Origin of the sequence: Collinsella sp. LCP19S3_D5, assembly GCF_052121415.1 — a bacterium.
Lineage (GTDB): Bacteria > Actinomycetota > Coriobacteriia > Coriobacteriales > Coriobacteriaceae > Collinsella.
In genome coordinates this window covers 66655-85963 of record NZ_JBQKEH010000008.1, presented here as the reverse complement: position 1 = coordinate 85963, position 19309 = coordinate 66655, and the positions used below count along the sequence as shown (strand labels likewise).

Sequence of the window (19309 nt, the reverse complement as noted above, 5' to 3'; positions counted from 1 at the left end):
ATGCAATCATTGGGATGTCGTCTAATGGCAGGACAGCGGATTCTGGTTCCGTCAATGGGGGTTCGACTCCCTCCATCCCAGCCATTGCATTTGCTACATATGGCCCGTTCGTCTAGCGGTTTAGGACGCCGCCCTCTCAAGGCGGAGATCACCAGTTCGAATCTGGTACGGGCTACCACAAATTGAATGCCCGGGCCTCGCAAGAGACCCGGGTTTTGTGTATACACCGCATGTGTGGAATGAGCCGCGTTTCACCTGGACCGAGGAGTTGCTATGGACCTGCCCATCAGCCTACAAGACATTACGTATGCCGAGAATTACCTGGCGCAGGGAGACCTGGCCACGGCGACGCCGCTGCTGGAGCGTTTGGTGGAGCTCGCCGAGGAGTATATCGATGCCGAGTGCAAAACGGAGGAGAACCGCCAGTACTTTAGCTTCGATAGCAAGTTTGAGCGCCTGGCCTACCGCCGCGTGGAAAAGGATCCACGCGAGCTGGTGCAGGTCGAGGTGCCCTTTGATCGCCTGTACTCCGACATGGCGTTTGCCTACATCCGTCAGCAGGATTATGTGAGCGCCCGCAATGCCTTGATGCAGGCCGTGCGCTGGGACCCCATGAACTGCAACTACCGACTGGATCTGGCCGAGCTGTTCCGTGCGCTCGAGGACAAGCAGGAGTGGGCTTCGCTTTCGTTTTCGGTGCTGGAGCGTGCGAGTGACGGCAGGTGCGCCGCCCGCGCCTACGCCAACTTGGGCCAGTACTTTTTGGAGCCCGAGACCGAGAACGTCTCGGCGGCCGTGGGTTGCGCACGTCTGGCGCTGCGCTTGGCCCCTGGCGATTCACATACGACGCGCTTGCTCAGCAAGATCCATGCCACCTATCCGGATGCCGCCGACGAGAGTGATGAGCATGTGATGGGCGAGCTGGCGTTACAGGGCGTACCGACCTCGCCTTCGGCCGAGATTGCCATTTGTCTGATTATGTGTGCGACCGACGCTGCGAGCGACGGTGACAAGCAGGAGGCTACACGCCTGACGGTCCGTGCCCGCGACCTGGTGGGAGAGGAGGCATGCGCGGCGATCATTAAGCTGGTGCGCGAAAGCGATGCCGAGCTCAACGCCGAGCGCAAGGCCAAACGCGAGGCCGCGAGCGGGAAAGCCGATGACGCCGAGGAGGCCGGCGATGCCCAGTAAGCGCGAGCGCAAGCTCATCTCCAAGAATCGTTCGGCGCATCACGAATACTTTATCGACGAGACATTCGAATGCGGCATTGAGCTGAGCGGTACCGAGGTCAAGTCGATTCGCGAGCGCGCCTGTCAGATTACCGATACTTTTGCGCTGATTCGCGGCGGCGAGTGCTGGCTGGTGGGTTTGCACATCCATCCCTATAGTCACGGTGGCGTGTGGAACCGTGATCCCGATCGCCGGCGCCGTCTGCTGCTGCATCGCAAGGAGATTGATTTTCTTGACGGCAAACTGCGCAACCGCGGCTATGCACTGGTGCCGCTCGAGCTCTACTTTAATACCGATGGTCGCGTTAAGCTGCTGTTGGGCCTGGGCCGTGGCAAAAAGCTCTACGACAAACGCGAGGACATGGCCAAACGTGACGTTCAGCGCGAAATCGATCGCGCGCTTAAGGAGCGTAATCGCTAAGGGTTGATATCCGGGCGGGCGGGGATGTTCATCCATCACTGTTGTCGTACTCCCGGTCTGCTCCTCGCAAGTTGCGGTGGAATAGTTCCTGTTTGTTGGGTATCCAGGCTTAAACAGGGACTTTTTCACCGCAACTGCGTGTGGCTCATTTTTCTTACCGTTCTGACACATATGTCTCATTGTGGGTATATACGTCTGCAAGGCTCAATTCCGAGTTAGGGGAGTGATCGTTTTGGATAAAACTGCGTTCTTTACGATGCCCTGCGGGCTGTATGTGGTGAGTGCCGCGGCAGATGGATCGCGCGCCGGCTGCATTATCAACACCGCGGTGCAGGTGACGTCCACGCCGCCGCGCATTTCGGTTGCCGTGAACAAGGAAAATGTCACGTCTGGCGTTATCTCGTCTGCCAAGGCCTTTGCGCTGACCGTGATCGATCAGACGGCCGATATGCCCTACATTGGTAACTTTGGATTCCGTACCAGCAGCAACTATGACAAATTTGCCAAGTACGAGACGTGCGAGACCGCACTGGGCATGCCCTATGTTCCCGAGCATGCGGCGGCCTTGTTTAGCTGCCGTTTGATCGACACAGTGGATGTGGGCACGCATCTACTGTTTATCGGTGAGGTCGAGGATGCCGAGCGCCTGAGCGACGAGACGCCGCTCACCTACGATTACTACCATAAGGTCCTGAAGGGCAAGACGCCGCCCAAGGCGTCTTCGTACCAAGGGTAGAAATGCGGTAAAACCGCTTGCATTATATTATTAAGAATATATACTAATAAGCAAAGTACATCAGCAGCCACGTTCGAGAGGAGAACATCATGGCCGAGGAAAAGAAGACGTACAAGTTCGTGTGCACCGTTTGCGGTTACGAGGTAGAGGTCGACACGCCCGAACTGCCCGAGGATTACGTGTGCCCGGTGTGTGGCGTCGGTCCCGATCAGTTTGAGCTCGTCGAGGAGTAGCTCGTAGACACACGACTTGCAGCAACATATAGCTCTGTCCAAGGGCCTCGGTCGGATATCCCGGCCGGGGCCCTTTTCCTCCGTCCCCAAGGGATCACGGCTGCTATTAGCCGATCCTGTCTGTTGTGAGTCCGGCCGACCTTTTGTCTTAACCTGCAACATCTAACGGCTCAAAACGGGTCTTCCTGTTACAGAACGAGACAAACCAAAACCATCATTCTCAAAATCTCAATCTATAACATTTAGGCACGTAAACCCCCTCTACTTGTTACAGATCGAGACAAAAGGTTGGGGCTGAAGAAATATCTCGATCTGTAACATCTGGGCGCGGAAATTGGGTCCACTTGTTACAGATCGAGACAAACTGAAACTATCTCTCAGAAAATCTCAATCTGTAACATCTAAGGGCTCAAAGCGGCCTCACGTGTTACAGATTGAGACGTTATATCTGGACAGTCACGCCATCCCATTACATCCCCGTTAGCAGTACGATGTCGAGAATCGTCACGATGACACCGATCCCTACGAGCAACGCGTTGAGCGGGCGCGAGTTGGCGTATTTGCCCATGACGCGGGGCGAGCTGGTGAGTCGTATGAGCACAAAGACCGTAATCGGCAGCTGAAGCGACAACAGTGCCTGACTCCAAATGAGACCCTCAAAAGGATTCGGGACGATCAGGCACGCCGCCACTGCGCCGACGAAACAGGCCGCCACTCCGATCGAGGAATGTCGGTCGTGGATGTCGTATTCCTCGTCGAATATGCCCGCGGTGATGGTGCCCGCCGCCATGCCCGCCGTCACGCTACTCGATATGCCCGCAAACAGCAGTGCCACCGCAAAGATGGTCGAGCTTGCCGGGCCCAGAATGGGGGAGAGCGTGGCCGCTGCGACGGCGAGGTCGTCTACGACAATGCCGTGCGCAAAGAAGGTCGTTGCGGACAGGATGACCATGGCCGAGTTGATTGCCCAGCCCACACCCATCGAAAAGAGCGTGTCGAAGAGCTCGTAGTGCAGGCGTTCTTCGATAACCTGCTCGCCTTGGCCTTCGAAGTGCATGGATTGGATGACCTCGGAGTGCAGGAAGAGGTTGTGGGGCATAACGACCGCGCCTAGGACACTTACGATAATCGCGACTGAGCCGGTGGGCATACTGGGTGTGATCCAGCTTGTGGCGGCTTGCGGCCAGTCGACCTTGACCAGCAGAAGCTCGGCTAAAAACGAAAGTCCCACCACGCCCACGAAGGCGATGATCCAGCGTTCGGCGCGTTTGTAGGAGCTTGTCATGAGCATGACAATCGATGCCGCCGCCACGATGATGCAGCCGGCACGTACGGGCAGGCCAAAGAGCATTTGAAGTGCGATCGCACCGCCCAGGACTTCGGCCATGGCGGTGGCGACCGTGGCTAGATACGCGCTGCCGAGTATCGCACGCCCGACGAGGCGGGGCAGGTGGCGCGTCGTGGCCTCGGCAAGACACATGCCCGTGGCGATGCCCAAGTGAGCCGCGTTGTGTTGCAGCACGATGAGCATGATCGTGGACAGCGTGACGATCCACAGCAGCGCGTAGCCAAACTGCGAGCCGGCAGCCATATTGGAGGCCCAATTGCCCGGGTCGATAAAGCCGACGGTCACGAGCAGCCCGGGGCCGATATGCCGTGCGATGTCGAGTCCGCCGTGGCCGCCGGTGCGCGGGGAGCCAAAGTGATGTTTGAGATGGTCGATCATGGTGCACTCCTGCGTGCCGTTTGTTTGACGCCGCAAAGGATACCCGTTTTAGGCTCGAAATCTGACCATGACTAACAAAATTGTTGTGATGGTAAAAGGGGGTTGCCGAAATGTCTTGATCTGTAACAACTAGGGATGGAAATTGGGCCTAGGTGTTACAGATCGAGACAGGAAGAAATGGTCCTATGGAAAATCTCGATCCGTAACAGCTGACCGCCAAAACCGCCCCTTCGTGTTACAGATTGAGACATTCGTAACCGTCTCTCGAGAACATCTCAATCTGTAACAGTTAGTCGTCGAAATTGGATCTTCCTGTTACAGATTGAGATGTTTGAAGCGGTGAGCTTACAGGCCGAACCTGGGGCCCTTGTTGTTGCCCTTGAGGTCGGCGGTGTCCACTCGTAGGGCGTGCGTTACGCAATTGTTTCGAAACGGGCGGGAAACACAATGGGCCGGCGATGCTTCTAGTATGCCTATTCAACTGACTGTCTATATATCTAGGGGAGGATCGCGATGCAGGCAGATTCCGCTCAGCAGCAGGGCCTTTATCGCCCCGAATTCGACCACGATGCATGTGGCATCGGCGCGCTTGCCGATATCAACGGTGAGCGCCACCACCAGATTCTGGACGATGCGCTGTCCATTCTGGTCAACTTGGAGCACCGCGGTGGCACGGGACTCGAGAAGAATACCGGCGACGGCGCCGGCATCCTGTTCCAGGTTCCGCATCACTTTTTCCGCAAAGAGGCTCAAAAGTGCGGCCAGATTCTGCCGGCAGAGGGCGACTATGGCGTGGCCATGCTGTTCTTCCCGCAGGACGACAAGGGCGTAGAGGATGCCCGCCGCGTGTTTGAGGAAGGCTGTGCCGAGGCCGGCGTGCCGCTGCTCTTTTGGCGCGAGGTGCCGGTCGACCCTCACGATCTGGGCGAGACGGCCCGCGCCTGCATGCCCACCATCCTGCAGGCCTTCCTGGGCCGTCCGGACGACACGCCCGCCGGCGATGCCTTTGAGCGTCGCCTGTACGTGTGCCGCCGTACCATCGAAAAGAAGGCCGACGCCGAGTTTGCCCTGCGTGACAAGATCTTCTATGTGTGCTCCATGAGCTCGCGCACCATCGTGTACAAGGGCATGCTGGTCGCCACGCAGATGCGCCGCTTCTTTATCGATCTCAACGACGCCGCCGTCAAGACGGCCGTGGCGCTCGTCCACTCGCGCTACTCCACCAACACCACGCCTAGCTGGGAGCGCGCACATCCCAACCGCTTTATTATCCACAACGGCGAGATCAACACCCTCAAGGGCAACGTCAACTGGATTCGCGCCCGCGAACCTAACCTGTACAGCCCCGTGCTGCAGCATGATCTTGAGCGTGTGATGCCCATCATCAACCGCGAGGGTTCCGACTCCGCGATTCTGGATAATGTGCTCGAGTTTTTGGTCATGAACGGCCGTCCGCTCACGCGTGCCGCGTCCATGTTGCTGCCCGAGCCGTGGGACCACAACGACAACCTGAGCGAGGAGCGTCGCGCCTACGATGCCTACCAGTCCATGCTCATGGAGCCCTGGGACGGCCCGGCGGCCATCGCCTTTACCGACGGCCGTACGCTGGGTGCTGCCCTCGACCGCAACGGCCTGCGCCCGGCTCGCTACTACGTGACGCGCGACGGCCGCTTTATGCTGGCAAGCGAGGTGGGCACCATCGAGGTGCGCCCCGAGAATATCCTGACAAGCGGTTGTTTGGGACCGGGCCAGATGCTCGAGGTCGATTTTGCCCGCGGCCGTGTGATCTACAATGACGAGCTGCGCGCCCGCTATGCCAAGGAAAAGCCCTACCGCGATTGGATTGCCGAGGAGACGCTGACCGTTGACGCGCTCGACAAGCCCGCCGCGGCAACGCCTGCCGAGGATGCCGAGGTGCCTGCCGCCGTGCGTATGGCCAAGCTCGGCTACCACTGGGATGATGTTGACGAGGTCGTGCGCCCCATGGCCCAGCAGGGCAAGGCCCCGCTCGCCTCGATGGGTATCGATGCGCCGCTGGCCTGCCTGTCCAAGAAGACGCGCTCGTTCTTTGACTACTTCTATCAACTGTTCGCCCAGGTCACGAACCCGCCGATCGACGCCCTGCGCGAGCATATGGTCACCTCGACCACGCTCTACCTGGGCAACCACGGCAACCTGCTCGAGGACTCTCGTACGGCCTGCCAACTGGTGCGTCTGGAGCGCCCGCTGCTGAGCGAGGAGGAGTTCGACCGCATTTGCGCGATTGACCGTGTTGGCTTTAAGACCTGCCGTTTCCGTGCCGTTTACCGCCGCGATGCCGGAGAGGGCGCGCTGCAGGCTGCGCTCAAGCAGCTTGCAGAGGACGTTGAGGCTGCGGTCCGCGACGGCGTGAACATCGTGGTGTTGAGCGATCGCGCCGGAGCGGACGAGGTACCCGTGCCGTCGCTGCTCGCCGTGGGCTGCGTGCACAACCACCTGATCCGCGCCGGCGTGCGTACCTTTGCCGACATTGTGGTGGAGTGTGGCGACGCCGTGTCTCCGCACGACTTTGCGGCGCTGGTGGGCTACTCCGCGAGCGGCATCTATCCGTACAACGCGCATGCGTGCATTCGCGACTTGGCGGCGCACGGCGATCTGGACGTGACAGCCGAGCAGGGCATCGCCAACTACAATAAGGCTGCGACCGCCGGCATCGTTTCCATCATGTCCAAGATGGGCATCTCCACGGTGCAGAGCTACCATTCGGCGCAGATCTTCGAGGCCGTGGGCTTTACGCCGGAGTTCGTCAACGCGTACTTCGCCGGCACGGTGAGCCGCGTGGGCGGTATGGGTGTCGAGGACGTTGAGCGCGAGCAAAACGAGCGCTACGACGCCGCGCTCGCTATCCTTAAGAGCCCGGCTCCCGATCAGCTGCCCACGCTGGGTCTGACCAAGTGGCGCCCGCTCGGCGGCGAGGATCATCTCATTGATCCGCAGACTGTCTACTTGCTGCAGACCGCCTGTCGTGAGGACAGCTACGACACCTTTAAGGAGTACAGCGCCCGCCTGCACCGCACCGGCCGTGCCGTGCGCCTGCGTGACTTGCTCGACTTTAATGCCAACGGCCGCACGCCGGTTTCGCTCGACGAGGTGGAGCCCGCGCGCAACATCGTCCGCCGCTTTAACACCGGTGCCATGTCGTACGGTTCTATCAGCAAAGAGGCGCACGAGTGCATGGCCATCGCCATGAACCGCCTGCATGGACGCTCTAACTCGGGCGAGGGCGGCGAGGATCCGCGTCGCGAGACCCCGCTGGCTAACGGTGACTCCAAGAACTCCGCCATCAAGCAGGTGGCAAGTGCGCGCTTTGGCGTAACGAGCCGCTACCTGTGCAGCGCCTTCGAGATTCAGATCAAGATGGCCCAGGGCGCCAAGCCCGGCGAGGGTGGCCACCTGCCCGGTAAGAAGGTCTACCCCTGGATCGCCGAGGTCCGTCAGTCCACGCCCGGCATCGGCCTGATCTCGCCTCCGCCGCACCACGACATCTACTCCATCGAGGACCTGGCAGAGCTGATCTTTGATCTTAAGAACGCCAACCCCGGTGCGCGCGTGTCGGTCAAGCTGGTCAGCGAGGCCGGCGTCGGCACCATCGCCACCGGTGTGGCCAAGGGTGCCGCCGACAAGATCTTGATCAGCGGCCACAATGGCGGCTCGGGTGCCGCGGCGCGCGATTCCATTTGGCACGCCGGCCTGCCGCTGGAGCTCGGCCTTGCCGAGGCTCAGCAGACGTTGCTGCAAAACGGCCTGCGCTCCCGCGTGGTGCTTGAGGCCGACGGCAAGCTCATGGACGGCACCGATGTTGCCGTCGCCTGCCTGCTGGGCGCCGAGGAGTTTGGCTTTGCGACCATGCCGCTCATCTCCATGGGCTGCCTCATGCAGCGCGACTGCCAGCAGGACACCTGCCCGGCCGGCATCGCCACGCAAAACTGTCGCCTGCGTCGCGGCTTCCGCGGCAAGCCCGAGCACGTTGAGCACTTTATGCTCTTTGTTGCCGAGCAGCTGCGTGAGGTCATGGCGAGCCTGGGCTTCCGCACCGTCGACGAGATGGTCGGCCATCCCGAGTGCCTGCGCCAGATCGAGGTGCCGGGCAACCGCAAGGCCAACCTGCTTGATCTGTCGCCCGTGCTGGCGAGCGCGACCTGCGAGTTCGGTGCCCATATCCCGGGCGCCGACGGTCGCCACTTCCTGCCGCAGATGGCTTCGGACAGCGAGCTCGACAAGACGCTCGACTCCACGTTGTTCGTGCCCTATACGGCCGATGCCCGTGCGCACCTGCGCCCGATTCGGTTCCGCGCCGATATCGCCAACGTCAACCGTTGCGTGGGCACCATCCTGGGCAATGCAGTGACCAAGGCGCATCCCGAGGGCCTGCCCGCCGGCTCCATCACCATCGATTGCGATGGTTCGGCCGGTCAGAGCTTTGGCGCCTTTCTGCCGCGCGGCATTACGCTCAACGTGTGCGGTGACGCCAACGACTACTTTGGCAAGGGCCTTTCGGGCGGCGAGGTGTCGGTGCGCCCCAACCCGCATGCGACCTACAAGTTCGACGAGAACATCATCGTGGGCAACGTGGCGTTCTTTGGTGCCACGAGCGGCCGCGGCTTTATTAACGGCCTGGCAGGCCAGCGCTTTGCCGTGCGTAACTCCGGTGCCACCGTGGTGGTCGAGGGCTGCGGCAACCATGGCTGCGAGTACATGACGGGCGGCCTGGCGCTCATCTTGGGCGAGGTCGGGCAGAACTTCGCCGCCGGTATGACGGGTGGCGTGGCCTATGTCTTTGACCAGTACGGCACGCTCGAGGCCCGTGTGAACCACGAGAGCGTGGAACTCAAGGCCCCGACGGCTGTCGAGCTGGCGCAGATTCGCGCGCTCATCCAGGAGCACGTGGACGCGACGCAGAGCCCGCGCGGCATTAAGCTGCTCTACAGCTTCGAGACGATGAGTAAGCACTTTGTGAAGGTCATTCCGACCGAGTACGAGCGCGTGCTGGCGATTGTCGCTGCGGCCGAGGCCGTGGGCAAGACGCACGCGCAGGCCGAGGAGTTGGCGTTTGACATCGTGACCGGCCGCGCGAGCGCCGCGGATGTCGCTCGCTTTGATGTCGCGGGCGGTGCAGCGGGCACTGCGCCCGTGGCTGTCAGCTCTGTTGCTTCGACCAAGAAGGAGGCGTAAGTGCCATGGGTAAGCCCGGTGCTTTTCTTGATATCGATCGCGTGACCCACGAGCTGCGCCCCGTGGAGGAGCGCAGCCGCGATTTCGATCCGCTGTATGTGGAGCTCGACGACGATGCGCGCCGCGCCCAGGCGAGCCGCTGCATGATGTGCGGCGTGGCGTTTTGCCAGATGGGTGCGAGCTTTGGCAAGGCGCGTCCGAGTGGCTGTCCGCTGCACAACCTGATTCCCGAGTGGAACGAGCTGGTGTATCGCGGTCGCTGGGACGAGGCGGCCGAGCGTCTGTCGCTCACCTCGCCCATGCCCGAGTTTACGAGCCGCGTGTGCCCGGCACTGTGCGAGGCTGCGTGCAACCTGGGTTCGGTCGACGGCCAGCCCACAACGATTCACGATAACGAGTGCGCGATCAGCGACCACGAATGGGCAAACGGCGGCCCGCGTCGCTTTGAGCCGGCAGGGGAGGACGCGCCCTCGGTCGCCGTGGTGGGCTCCGGCCCGGCTGGCCTGGTGGCTGCATGGGAACTTGCGCGTCGCGGTGCCCGCGTGACGGTGTTTGAGCGCGACGACCGCCCAGGCGGTCTGCTCATGTACGGCATTCCCAACATGAAGCTCGAGAAGTCCGTGGTCGAGCGCCGCGTGGCGCTCATGCGCGAGCTGGGGATTGTCTTTGAGCTGGGTACTGACGTTACGAACCCTGCGGCGGCGGCCAAGCTCAATGGTTTTGACGCCGTTGTGGTGGCTGCCGGTGCTCGTGCGCCCCGCGGTCTTTTGGCTACGAATGTGGATGCCCCGGGCGTGGTGTATGCCGTGGACTACCTGACGGCTTCGACCGTCTCGGTGCTCGATGGCGGTGAGCCCGCGGTGAACGCGCGCGGCCTGGACGTTGTGGTCATTGGCGGCGGCGATACCGGCAACGACTGCGTGGGTACCGCGGTGCGCCAGGGTGCACGCAGTGTGCGTCAGTTTGAGTTCTTGCCGGCCGCACCCGATAAGCGTGCGGCGAGCAATTCCTGGCCGCAGTGGCCCAACGTTAAGAAGACCGACTACGGTCAGCAGGAGGCTATCGCTGCCATGGGCGGCGAGATGCGTGCTTGGGGCGTGGATACGCTCGAGGTATTGCTGGACAAGAAGGGCGCTGCCGCGGGCCTGCGCGTGGTCGATCTGGACTGGTCGGCCGGCAAGCCCGAACGCATTGCGGGCTCCGAGCACGAGGTGCCGGCCCAGCTGGTGCTGATCGCCTGTGGCTTTACGGGTCCGGAGCACGGCGTGTTCGACGCTGTTGACGTGCCTATTGCCACGGCGGGCCGTCCGTTGCCCGTGATGGCCTCCGAGGACTCGCATCTTGCGGCTCGCGTGGATGGCGTTGCCGCGGATGCCGCGCCGGTGTATGTGGCCGGCGATGCCCGCAACGGCAGCTCGCTCGTGGTGAGTGCCATGGCCGATGCCCTCGCCTGCGCAGCCGAGGTCGCCGAGGCGCTGGGGCTGTAAGACAATCACGGAGTTACTCAACAATCGAATCGGCAAGGGCTGTCCCCAACGGCCGGCATATAAGGAACGTCCCCAAGTGCCGGCAGCTGGGGACGTTCCTTATATGCCGGCATCCGGGGACACTCCTTGCGGGTTTGCGAGCGTTTTGCTCGTTTGCCGACGTTTGGCTGCCTACCCGTTGGCGTTTGCGCTCGTTGCGCTCTGCTGTTTATGTGGCGGCTTTAGTTGTTTGCGGACAGCGGCGCGGGTGATTCGTCTAGTTCTACCCGCGATTTTGTGGCAATTTGCATAATCTGCAAGTATCCCGTCAAGTGCTTGGTCAGCATCTGGTTTGCAGCCCGATGCCCATTTCGCCCGTGATGGCGGCGACCACCCGCCCTCCTCGTAAGCTCAAATTGAGGTTTATCAGTTTGAGGAGGATGCCATGGCTGATCATGTTTTGGACCGGGGACGTCTGGCCGAGGCCGTCGGTGACGATATCGCCGGCATGGCCCAGTTTTGGATGCTGCGCAAGTTTCAGTTTTTGGAGTCGGCGCGTACACAGTTCGAAGTGATAGTCGATCCATGGCTCAGCTATTGCGAGGAGCCCTCGCAAAATGAAATCATGGCCTATAACATGGCATTTACCGATTGGCTGCTGTTCGAGCGTCCCTATTACCATGGCAAGACGCTGCTTGAGCTGTATGTTGACGAGCCGCCGGCGTCGCTTTCGCCCGTCTCGCTCAGACGGCTCGAGCAGGTGCGCGGCACGCACTATTTCTCGCGCTTTGGCATTTTGGATAAGGATCCCGCGACCGGTATGGTCGCGCTGCGTGACACGCGTACCGACCGTCGCTTTGACGTCTACGATCCGCATATCGTGCAAAAGGAACACTGGCGCGATGGCGCGATTGCGGTGCGCCTCGCGTGCGTCGACGATGTCTGGCTGACGGCGGGGCAGCTCTACCTCTACGACATTGCGCGCCTGAGCGATACGGCGGTCGACGGGCCTGGCGCCGTGCATCCTGAGGACCTAGAAGATGGCTTCGATACCTCGTGTATCAGCTTCTTCTTACGGCTGGTTCGCGACATCATGGGTGCCCAGGGGCGCTACGTAAAGTCACTCAATATCTACGAACAGGAATGGGAGTAGGGGATGGGCAGTCGCGCCGCCGCCCGTCTATTTGTCTCGGCCTGTAACGTTTAGGGACAAAAAACCGGTCTACCTGTTACAGATCGAGACGACTGCTTGGGCGTTGCTGGTTTGTCTAAATCTGTAACGTTTAGGGGTCTGGAGAACGTCTAACTGTTACAGACTGAGATGTTTGGAACCCGGCAGGGGGGATGTCTCGATCTGTAACATCTACAGGCCAAAATTCGACCTAACTGTTACAGATCGAGACAAAGGTTGGGCGCGGTGCCGAACAATCTAAATCTGTAACAACTAGAGGCTCAAAGACTGTCTTCCTGTTACAGATCAAGACATTTGTCAGCGGAGGCAACGGTGACGATGGTCCATTTGTCTGACGTGGTGGTGATGAAAGTGTCTAATACCGTTTTCAAACACAAACATGCAGTACGTAGCACCTTGGCGCGGAATAGGATGCTTGCCAGACTCACGGAGGCGGCTGAACAAGGCGTGCTGCTTGCGACGCACGACAATGCCGAGCTCATGTGGCTGCGGCGCCATGTGGGCACAGACGATATTGCGGAGCCCGAATTGCACCTATTCTGTTTTCAGCATGAATGGGATGCGTTGACGCCGCCGGAGCGGGCTCGGTGGACCATCAAGGGGCTTGCGGAGTTTCATCCCGATTGGGCGTTTTGGGGGTATGACGCCGCGCTGATATGGGGTCTGGAGGTGCCGAATGATCTGCTCGGGCCGCGTTACTTGGTCAAGACGGGTTGTTCGGTGGCGTTGAGTACGGGATATAGGCTGCTGCGTCCGCAGGCGTCGGGTGCGCTTGAGCGCGTCGACGGCGTGCGAGTGACGCCGTTTTGGCGCACGGTGGAGGATTGTCTGCTGCGTGCGCCGTTTTCATATGGTCTGGCGATTGCCGATTCTGCGCTGCGGGCGAAGGGCATATCGCGCGACGACCTCTGCGAACGGCTCCAGGCCGATTGCGAGGGCAGACGCGGGTATCGCAGAGCTCAGGTGATTGCGTCGCATGCGGACGGGCTGTCCGAAAACGGTGGCGAGTCTCGGTTCCGAGCGTTCTTTATTGCATACGGTTTTCCGGTGCCAGAGTTGCAGGTGGAGTTTCGCGATCCGCTTGATTCGAGCCAGGTGTTTCGGGTCGATTATTTCTGGAGGCTCGAGGACGGGACGTGCGTGATTGGCGAGCTCGACGGAAGAGGAAAGTATACTCTGCAGGATGGTGGGAATCGGGAGTCGGTCGACCCGTTCGTAGCAGAGCGTCAGCGGGAATCTCATCTGACAATGCTCGGGCACAAGGTGCTGAGGTTCACGTTTGATGAACTCAAGAACCCGGGGAAGCTGGCTGAAAAGATAAGGCTGGCGGGTATTTCGCAGCGGGCCGATTTGGCTGAGGGATGGAAGCGTCAGTGGTATGGGCGCTGAGGGATACGACTAACGCGGATGTAGTTGTTCCTGTCGAGTTTGTCTCGATCTGTAACAACAAGGGGCCGTTTGGCCTCGTAACTGTTACAGATCGAGACAGAAGGTTGGCTGCCGCTAAAAGATCTAAATCTGTAACATCTAGAGGCCGAAAACCTGTCTACATGTTACAGATTTAGATGTTTGACGACAGGGCTGGAGAATATCTCGATCTGTAACATCTAACGGCCAAAATTCGACCCAACTGTTACAGATTGAGACAAAGGCTGGACGCGGTGCCGAAAGATCTCGATCTGTAACATCTGGCTGCTAAAACCTGGTCTACCTAGTACAATCAAGACGTTTTGCTGGAACGGCCGGAGCATTGTCGTGCTGTCTCCGTTTGCCCTCACAGCTCTCTCGTCCCTCCGCTAACCGATATGTTCGACTTTAGTTTGCTGCATTAGGTGATAATGGACAAATGTTCAAGTTAATCGTGAGGGAGGAGCTCGATATGGCGTCTGCCGATCGTTCCACGTTGTTTATCAATGCGACCGTCCTGGATGGTTCGGAGCATATGGAGCCGCAGCCCGACATGGCCGTGGCCGTTGAGCGCGGTGTCATCACGTGGATGGGGCCGAGCGCTGTGGCGCAGGCGCCTGCAGGTGCCGAGGTCCTCGACCTGGCCGGGGCGTATCTCATGCCGGGCCTCATCAATATGCATGTGCATCTGTGCGGCTCGGGCAAGCCGGTTTCGGCGGGCGATGCGGGCGCGCTGATGAAGAAACTCGATAATCCCGTGGGCCGCGCCATTGTCCGCCGCATCCTTAAGGGTAGCGCCCAACAGCAGCTGGCAAGCGGCGTGACCACGGTGCGCGGCGCGGGCGACCCGCTGTTTGCCGATCTGGCCGTGCGCGATGCCATCGATGCCGGCAAGTATCAGGGTCCTCGCCTGGTGGCGCCGGGAACGGGCGTTACGGTGCCGGGTGGCCACGGCGCGGGGCTGTTCGCGCAGGTGGCCAACAGTCCCTCCGAGGCGGCCGAACAGGTGCACGACCTGTATGCGCGCGGTGCCAATGTCATTAAACTGTTCGTAACGGGCGGTGTGTTCGATGCGACCGAGGTAGGCGAGCCGGGCGTGCTGCGTATGCCGGTGGAGGTTGCCGCAGCGGCGTGCAAGGCAGCGCACGATATGGGCCTTCCGGTTATGGCTCATGTCGAGAGCACCGAGGGCGTGAAGGCCGCGCTCGAGGCCGGCGTCGATACGATCGAGCACGGCGCTCCGTTGACGCCCGAGATCCTGGAGCTGTACCGCGGCGCCGCGGGAACTCAGCTCGAGGGGCGTGCGCCGAGTGTGACCTGCACGATCAGCCCCGCACTGCCGTTTGTGCTGCTCGATCCGGAGAAGACTCATTCGACCGAAACGCAAAAGAAGAACGGCGATATCGTGTGCTCGGGCATTATCGAGAGCGCTCGTGCGGCGCTGGAAGCCGGTATCAAGGTAGGTTTGGGTACGGATTCGAGCTGCCCGTTCGTGACCCAGTACGACATGTGGCGCGAGGTGGCCTATTTTGCCAAGTACGTGGGCGTGAGCAATGCGTTTGCTCTGCATACGGCTACGCAGGTCAATGCTGAGCTGCTGGGGCTGGGCGGCGAGACCGGTGCGATCGAGTGCGGCAAGGCTGCCGATATCCTGGTGACGCGCGAGAACCCGCTCGATGACCTGTGCGCTCTGCGCGAGCCGATGCACGTGATGTGTCGTGGCGATCTGGTGCGCAAGCTCAAGGTGAGGCGTATTCCCGAGGTGGACGCCGAGCTCGACACGATTATGGCCATGCCAGCCGAGGCGCTTGCCGAGGAGCTTGCCCGCGACGGCGTGGCGTAGGTGTGACGGGGGCGGGCCCTTTGTCGCATTCAAAAAAGCCGAGGTCCCAGTGCGAGACCTCGGCTTTTATTTTGTCCTGCGGTATGGCGGCTACGAGCGCGTCTCCATCTTGGCGTGGCACTTGGGGCAGGTGACGCGGATTTTGCCTTTGCCCTTGGGAACGGAGAGCATCTGGCCGCAGTTGGGGCACTTGAGGTATGCCGTGGTCTTGCGACCTTTCCACATCTTCTTGGCCGTGCGCTTGGCACGCTCAAAGTCTTCCTTACTGGTGCCGGCCGCGCGTGAGGTGCTGGCCGCTGCAGCGCCGCCACCCAAGCTGGCGACAAACTTGCCCAAGCCGGGGACCTTAGCCGAGCCGGCGACAAAGGCCTCGTTCTCCTTGCGACGTGCGTCGATGTTTTTGGACAGGCCGCGCAGCACGCCGATCACGATGACGGCGATGGCGATCCAACTGAGCCACTGGATGCGGGCCATCGATCCGATCATCGCGATGACGATGCCCGCAAAACCCATCACGATGGTGAGCTCGTCGGCGCCATTGCGGCCCTTCATAAAGTCATTCATGCAAATTGCCTTTCGTTCGATATGCCGCACGCCTTTATACCCGATTTAGAGCAAGGGGGACAGGTTAATCTGCGCCAATGTGGTGCAAACATACCCGTCCTCGGAACATCAAGACGGTGCAAAGTGGTTTGTCCTCAATGCGCCGATTACTTAGAGAGCTTGTCGACGACGCGTTCGATCTCGGCGAGCTTCGCGGCTTTGAGGTCTTCGTCGCCCGATTCGATTGCTGAAGTCACGCAGCCCTCGATATGCGCCTTGAGCACGTCGGCGTTAATGCGCGCGAGGAGTGCCTGTGTGGCCATGAGCTGCGTGGAAATATCGACGCAGTAGCGGTCCTCCTCGACCATCCGCAGGATGCCGTCGATCTGGCCGCGCGCCGTCTTGAGCATACGGTTCACCGATTTGTGGTCTGCCATCATGGCGGGTCCTCGTTTCTGGTCGATGGGGTCGAATGCTTCTGGTAGCAGCTAGGCTGCGGTCACGGACAGGGCGTGGAACTTCTCGCCGGCGCTCTCGACGGCGGCAGCGAGCTGCTCGGCGGCCACGGTGTCGGCGCACTCCACCTGTACCGTCTGAGTCTCGTGATCGGCATCGGCGTCGGTCACGCCGGCAACGTTGAGCAGTGCCGTCTCGACAGTAGCGTCGCAGTGGCCACACATAAGGCCGGAAGTCTTAATTGTGTAACGCATGGGTATTCCTCTCTGTTATGTTGGCTTTCCCAGGCACCCGACCTTGACCTTCAAGCCGTCGCTCGCGTACCAAAGTACGCGTCGCTCCTCTTTCAGGTCAATCTCGGGCACCTGGAAAACCCGTTCTAAATGGATTTAATGGTGAGCCTATTTTGCCACTTTAGGCTTAAAGGATTTCAGGCGCAGAGCATTGGACACGACGCACACGCTCGACAGGCTCATGGCTGCGGCGCCAAACATCGGCGAGAGCTGCCAGCCGGTGAGGGGGAAGAACACGCCCGCAGCGAGCGGAATGCCGATGCCGTTGTAGAACAGCGCCCAGAACAGGTCTTGCTTGATGTTGCGAATCGTGGCGCGCGAAAGCTCGATAGCGCGGGCGACGTCCATGAGATCGCTGCGCATGAGTACCACATCTGCCCCTTCCTTGGCGATGTCGGCGCCGGTGCCGATAGCAAGGCCCACGTCGGCGCGCGCCAGGGCAGGGGAGTCGTTGATGCCGTCGCCCACCATGGCGACCTTGCCGCCCGCATCCTGCAGTTCGCGCACGTGGCGTTCCTTGTCGGCGGGAAGCACGTCGGCAATGACCTGCTTGCTGCTCAGTCCTACGCGGCGGGCGATTGCTTCGGCCGTCACACGGTTGTCGCCGGTGAGCATGTGCACGTCGACGCCGAGCGAACGCAGCGCGGCGATGGCCTCAGCGCTCGTCTCCTTGACCTCGTCAGCCACGGCAATGGTGCCGACAAGCTCGCCGTTCTTGGCAAAGAACAACGGTGTCTTGCCCTCGGCGGCAAATCGCTCCGCAAGTCCTGAGGGCACCTCCGCGCCCAGCTCGTTCATCAGACGCACGTTGCCGGCTGCGATGATATTCTGCCCCTCGCGCGCCGTAACGCCTCGTCCAGGCACGGCGGCAAAGTCCTCGACCATGCGCGCCACGATTCCGCGCGCCTCGCACTCGGTCATAATCGCCTCGGCCAGCGGATGCTCGCTCGAGCGCTCCAGCGCGGCAGCGAGCTTCAGTAACGCCTTTTCACTCATGGCGGGCGAGCCGTCGGCGCGCGTGGCTACCACGATATCGGTCACGGCAGGTTTGCCGCGGGTGACCGTACCCGTCTTATCGAGCACCACGGTACCCACGCCGCGCAGGTTCTCCAGCGCCTCGGCGCTCTTAAACAGAATGCCCATCTCGGCGCCCTTGCCGGTACCCACCATAATGGCGACGGGCGTGGCTAGGCCGAGCGCGCAGGGACAACTGATCACCAGCACGGCCACGGCGGAGGTAAGTGCCTCGTTTATGCTGCCGGTCAGTGCCATCCACACCGCAAAGGTCACGGCCGAGATCACGAACACCACGGGCACGAACACGCCGGCGACCTTGTCGGCCATGCGGGCGATGGGCGCCTTGGTGGCGTTGGCGTCCTCGACGAGCTGGATGATCTTGGCGAGTGATGTCTCGGCACCAACCCGCGTGGCGCGGAAGGTAAACGAGCCGGTGCGGTTGACGGTGGCGGCGTTGACGGTGTCGCCGGCGGTCTTTTCCACGGGGATTGACTCGCCGGTGAGCGCACTCTCGTCCACGGCCGAGCTACCCTCGAGCACCACGCCGTCGACGGGGATTGACTCGCCGGGGTGCACGCGCAGGACCTGGCCGGGAAGGATGCTATCGACGTCGACGGTGGTTTCGCTGCCGTCGTCGGCAACGACGGTCGCGGTTTTAGGCGCCAGATCGATGAGCGCCTCGATGGCGCCGCCGGTTTTGGACTTACTGCGCGTCTCGAGGTATTTGCCCACGGTGACGAGCGACAGGATCGTGCCCGCGCTCTCAAAATACAGATTGTCCATGCCTGTCATCATGGCCTCGTGCACCTGCCCCGTGGCCAGCTGGTCGGCCATGATGAACATGGCATAGAGCGACCAGGCAATGGAAGCGGTGGCGCCCACGGCAATAAGGGCATCCATGGTGGGTGCGCCGTGCGCGAGCGATTTAAACCCGTTGATAAAGTACGCGTCGTTGACGTAGACGATGGGGATGAGCAGGACAAGCTCGGTGAGGGCGAGCGTCATGCTGTGGATATGGTCGGTGAAAATGCCGGGCAGCGGCCAGCCGAGCATGTGTCCCATGCCTATGTAGAACAGTGGGATGAGGAAGACGATCGAGACGATGAGGCGGGTGCGCATGGCAGAGGCGGCGACCTCCAACTTTTTGGTGGGCGACTCCATATGGGCGGCGCCAGACCTGGCTTGTGCGCTGCCGTTTGAGCCGGCGGCACCGGTGCCCGTGCTGACGGGTGAGGCCGAGTAGCCCGCGCGGTCGACGGCGGTGCAGATATCGTCGGGGGAGACCTGCACGGGGTCGTAGTCGACCATCATGGAACCGGCGAGTAGGTTGACCGCGACGCTTTGGACGCCGTCGAGCTTGCTCACGGCGCGGTCCACGTGCGCCTGGCAGGCGGCGCATGTCATGCCGCCTACGTCGAACTTATCTTGAGCCATGGCCTCTCCTTTCTGTAGTTCGGTGTTGGAATTGTTAACCTCTCGATACTATACACCCATACCCCCTGGGGGTGTATGGCAAAAGTTAAATGTATGACATT

14 protein-coding genes and 2 tRNA genes are annotated in these 19309 nt (G+C 61.0%); 11 read left to right on the top strand and 5 right to left on the bottom strand.

Annotation, left to right across the window (positions count from 1 at the left end; genetic code table 11):
- Positions 1-10: 10 nt before the first annotated feature.
- The 6 genes from ACTQXO_RS04915 to ACTQXO_RS04890 all read left to right on the top strand — a co-directional run bounded on the left by ACTQXO_RS04915 (position 11) and on the right by ACTQXO_RS04890 (position 2620).
- Positions 11-84, top strand: a tRNA-Gln gene (locus ACTQXO_RS04915).
- 17 nt (positions 85-101) lie between these two features.
- Positions 102-178: transfer RNA gene (locus ACTQXO_RS04910), tRNA-Glu, on the top strand.
- A 95-nt stretch (positions 179-273) separates the two neighbouring features.
- Entirely contained in the window at positions 274-1191 is a 918-nt protein-coding gene (locus tag ACTQXO_RS04905; RefSeq protein ID WP_154515983.1) for a hypothetical protein, read from the top strand.
- Positions 1181-1651, top strand: a complete 471-nt coding sequence (gene smpB / locus ACTQXO_RS04900; RefSeq protein ID WP_006235325.1) for an SsrA-binding protein SmpB — start codon at positions 1181-1183, stop codon at positions 1649-1651. The genes ACTQXO_RS04905 and smpB overlap by 11 nt, the downstream gene beginning before the upstream one ends.
- Before the next feature lie 232 nt (positions 1652-1883).
- Positions 1884-2387, top strand: a complete 504-nt coding sequence (locus ACTQXO_RS04895) for a flavin reductase family protein (protein WP_427727425.1) — start codon at positions 1884-1886, stop codon at positions 2385-2387.
- 89 nt (positions 2388-2476) lie between these two features.
- A complete protein-coding gene (locus ACTQXO_RS04890; protein ID WP_035137395.1) occupies positions 2477-2620 on the top strand; it encodes a rubredoxin-like domain-containing protein in 144 nt (47 codons plus the stop codon).
- A gap of 469 nt (positions 2621-3089) precedes the next feature.
- On the opposite strand, the gene ACTQXO_RS04885 is transcribed toward ACTQXO_RS04890, so the two are convergent.
- Positions 3090-4346 carry an Nramp family divalent metal transporter gene (locus tag ACTQXO_RS04885; RefSeq protein WP_441032969.1) on the bottom strand — a complete coding sequence of 419 codons (1257 nt, stop codon included), beginning with the start codon at positions 4344-4346 and terminating at the stop codon, positions 3090-3092.
- Between the two features lie 513 nt (positions 4347-4859).
- On the opposite strand from ACTQXO_RS04885, the gene gltB reads away from it, so the two are divergent.
- The 5 genes from gltB to ACTQXO_RS04860 all read left to right on the top strand — a co-directional run bounded on the left by gltB (position 4860) and on the right by ACTQXO_RS04860 (position 15465).
- Positions 4860-9557: a glutamate synthase large subunit gene (gene gltB / locus ACTQXO_RS04880; RefSeq protein WP_441032971.1), complete on the top strand. Its 4698-nt coding sequence runs from the start codon at positions 4860-4862 to the stop codon at positions 9555-9557.
- Positions 9558-9562: 5 nt separating this feature from the next.
- Entirely contained in the window at positions 9563-11044 is a 1482-nt protein-coding gene (locus ACTQXO_RS04875; RefSeq protein ID WP_441032974.1) for a glutamate synthase subunit beta, read from the top strand.
- Between the two features lie 424 nt (positions 11045-11468).
- The gene (locus tag ACTQXO_RS04870) at positions 11469-12176 is read left to right on the top strand and encodes a hypothetical protein (protein WP_427717769.1); all 708 of its coding nucleotides are present in this window, start codon (positions 11469-11471) and stop codon (positions 12174-12176) included.
- 351 nt (positions 12177-12527) lie between these two features.
- Positions 12528-13604 (top strand): hypothetical protein, encoded by a 1077-nt coding sequence (locus ACTQXO_RS04865; protein ID WP_441545508.1) that lies wholly within the window; start codon positions 12528-12530, stop codon positions 13602-13604.
- Positions 13605-14094: 490 nt separating this feature from the next.
- Positions 14095-15465, top strand: coding sequence for an amidohydrolase family protein (locus ACTQXO_RS04860; RefSeq protein WP_441545507.1), 1371 nt, complete (start codon positions 14095-14097; stop codon positions 15463-15465).
- Between the two features lie 90 nt (positions 15466-15555).
- On the opposite strand, the gene ACTQXO_RS04855 is transcribed toward ACTQXO_RS04860, so the two are convergent.
- The 4 genes from ACTQXO_RS04855 to ACTQXO_RS04840 all read right to left on the bottom strand — a co-directional run bounded on the left by ACTQXO_RS04855 (position 15556) and on the right by ACTQXO_RS04840 (position 19208).
- A complete protein-coding gene (locus ACTQXO_RS04855) occupies positions 15556-16029 on the bottom strand; it encodes a hypothetical protein (protein WP_427747716.1) in 474 nt (157 codons plus the stop codon).
- Positions 16030-16175: 146 nt separating this feature from the next.
- Positions 16176-16445 carry a metal-sensing transcriptional repressor gene (locus ACTQXO_RS04850; protein ID WP_229778266.1) on the bottom strand — a complete coding sequence of 90 codons (270 nt, stop codon included), beginning with the start codon at positions 16443-16445 and terminating at the stop codon, positions 16176-16178.
- Between the two features lie 51 nt (positions 16446-16496).
- A complete protein-coding gene (locus ACTQXO_RS04845; protein WP_154515953.1) occupies positions 16497-16718 on the bottom strand; it encodes a heavy-metal-associated domain-containing protein in 222 nt (73 codons plus the stop codon).
- 147 nt (positions 16719-16865) lie between these two features.
- Positions 16866-19208: a heavy metal translocating P-type ATPase gene (locus tag ACTQXO_RS04840; protein ID WP_441032984.1), complete on the bottom strand. Its 2343-nt coding sequence runs from the start codon at positions 19206-19208 to the stop codon at positions 16866-16868.
- Positions 19209-19309: the final 101 nt, after the last annotated feature.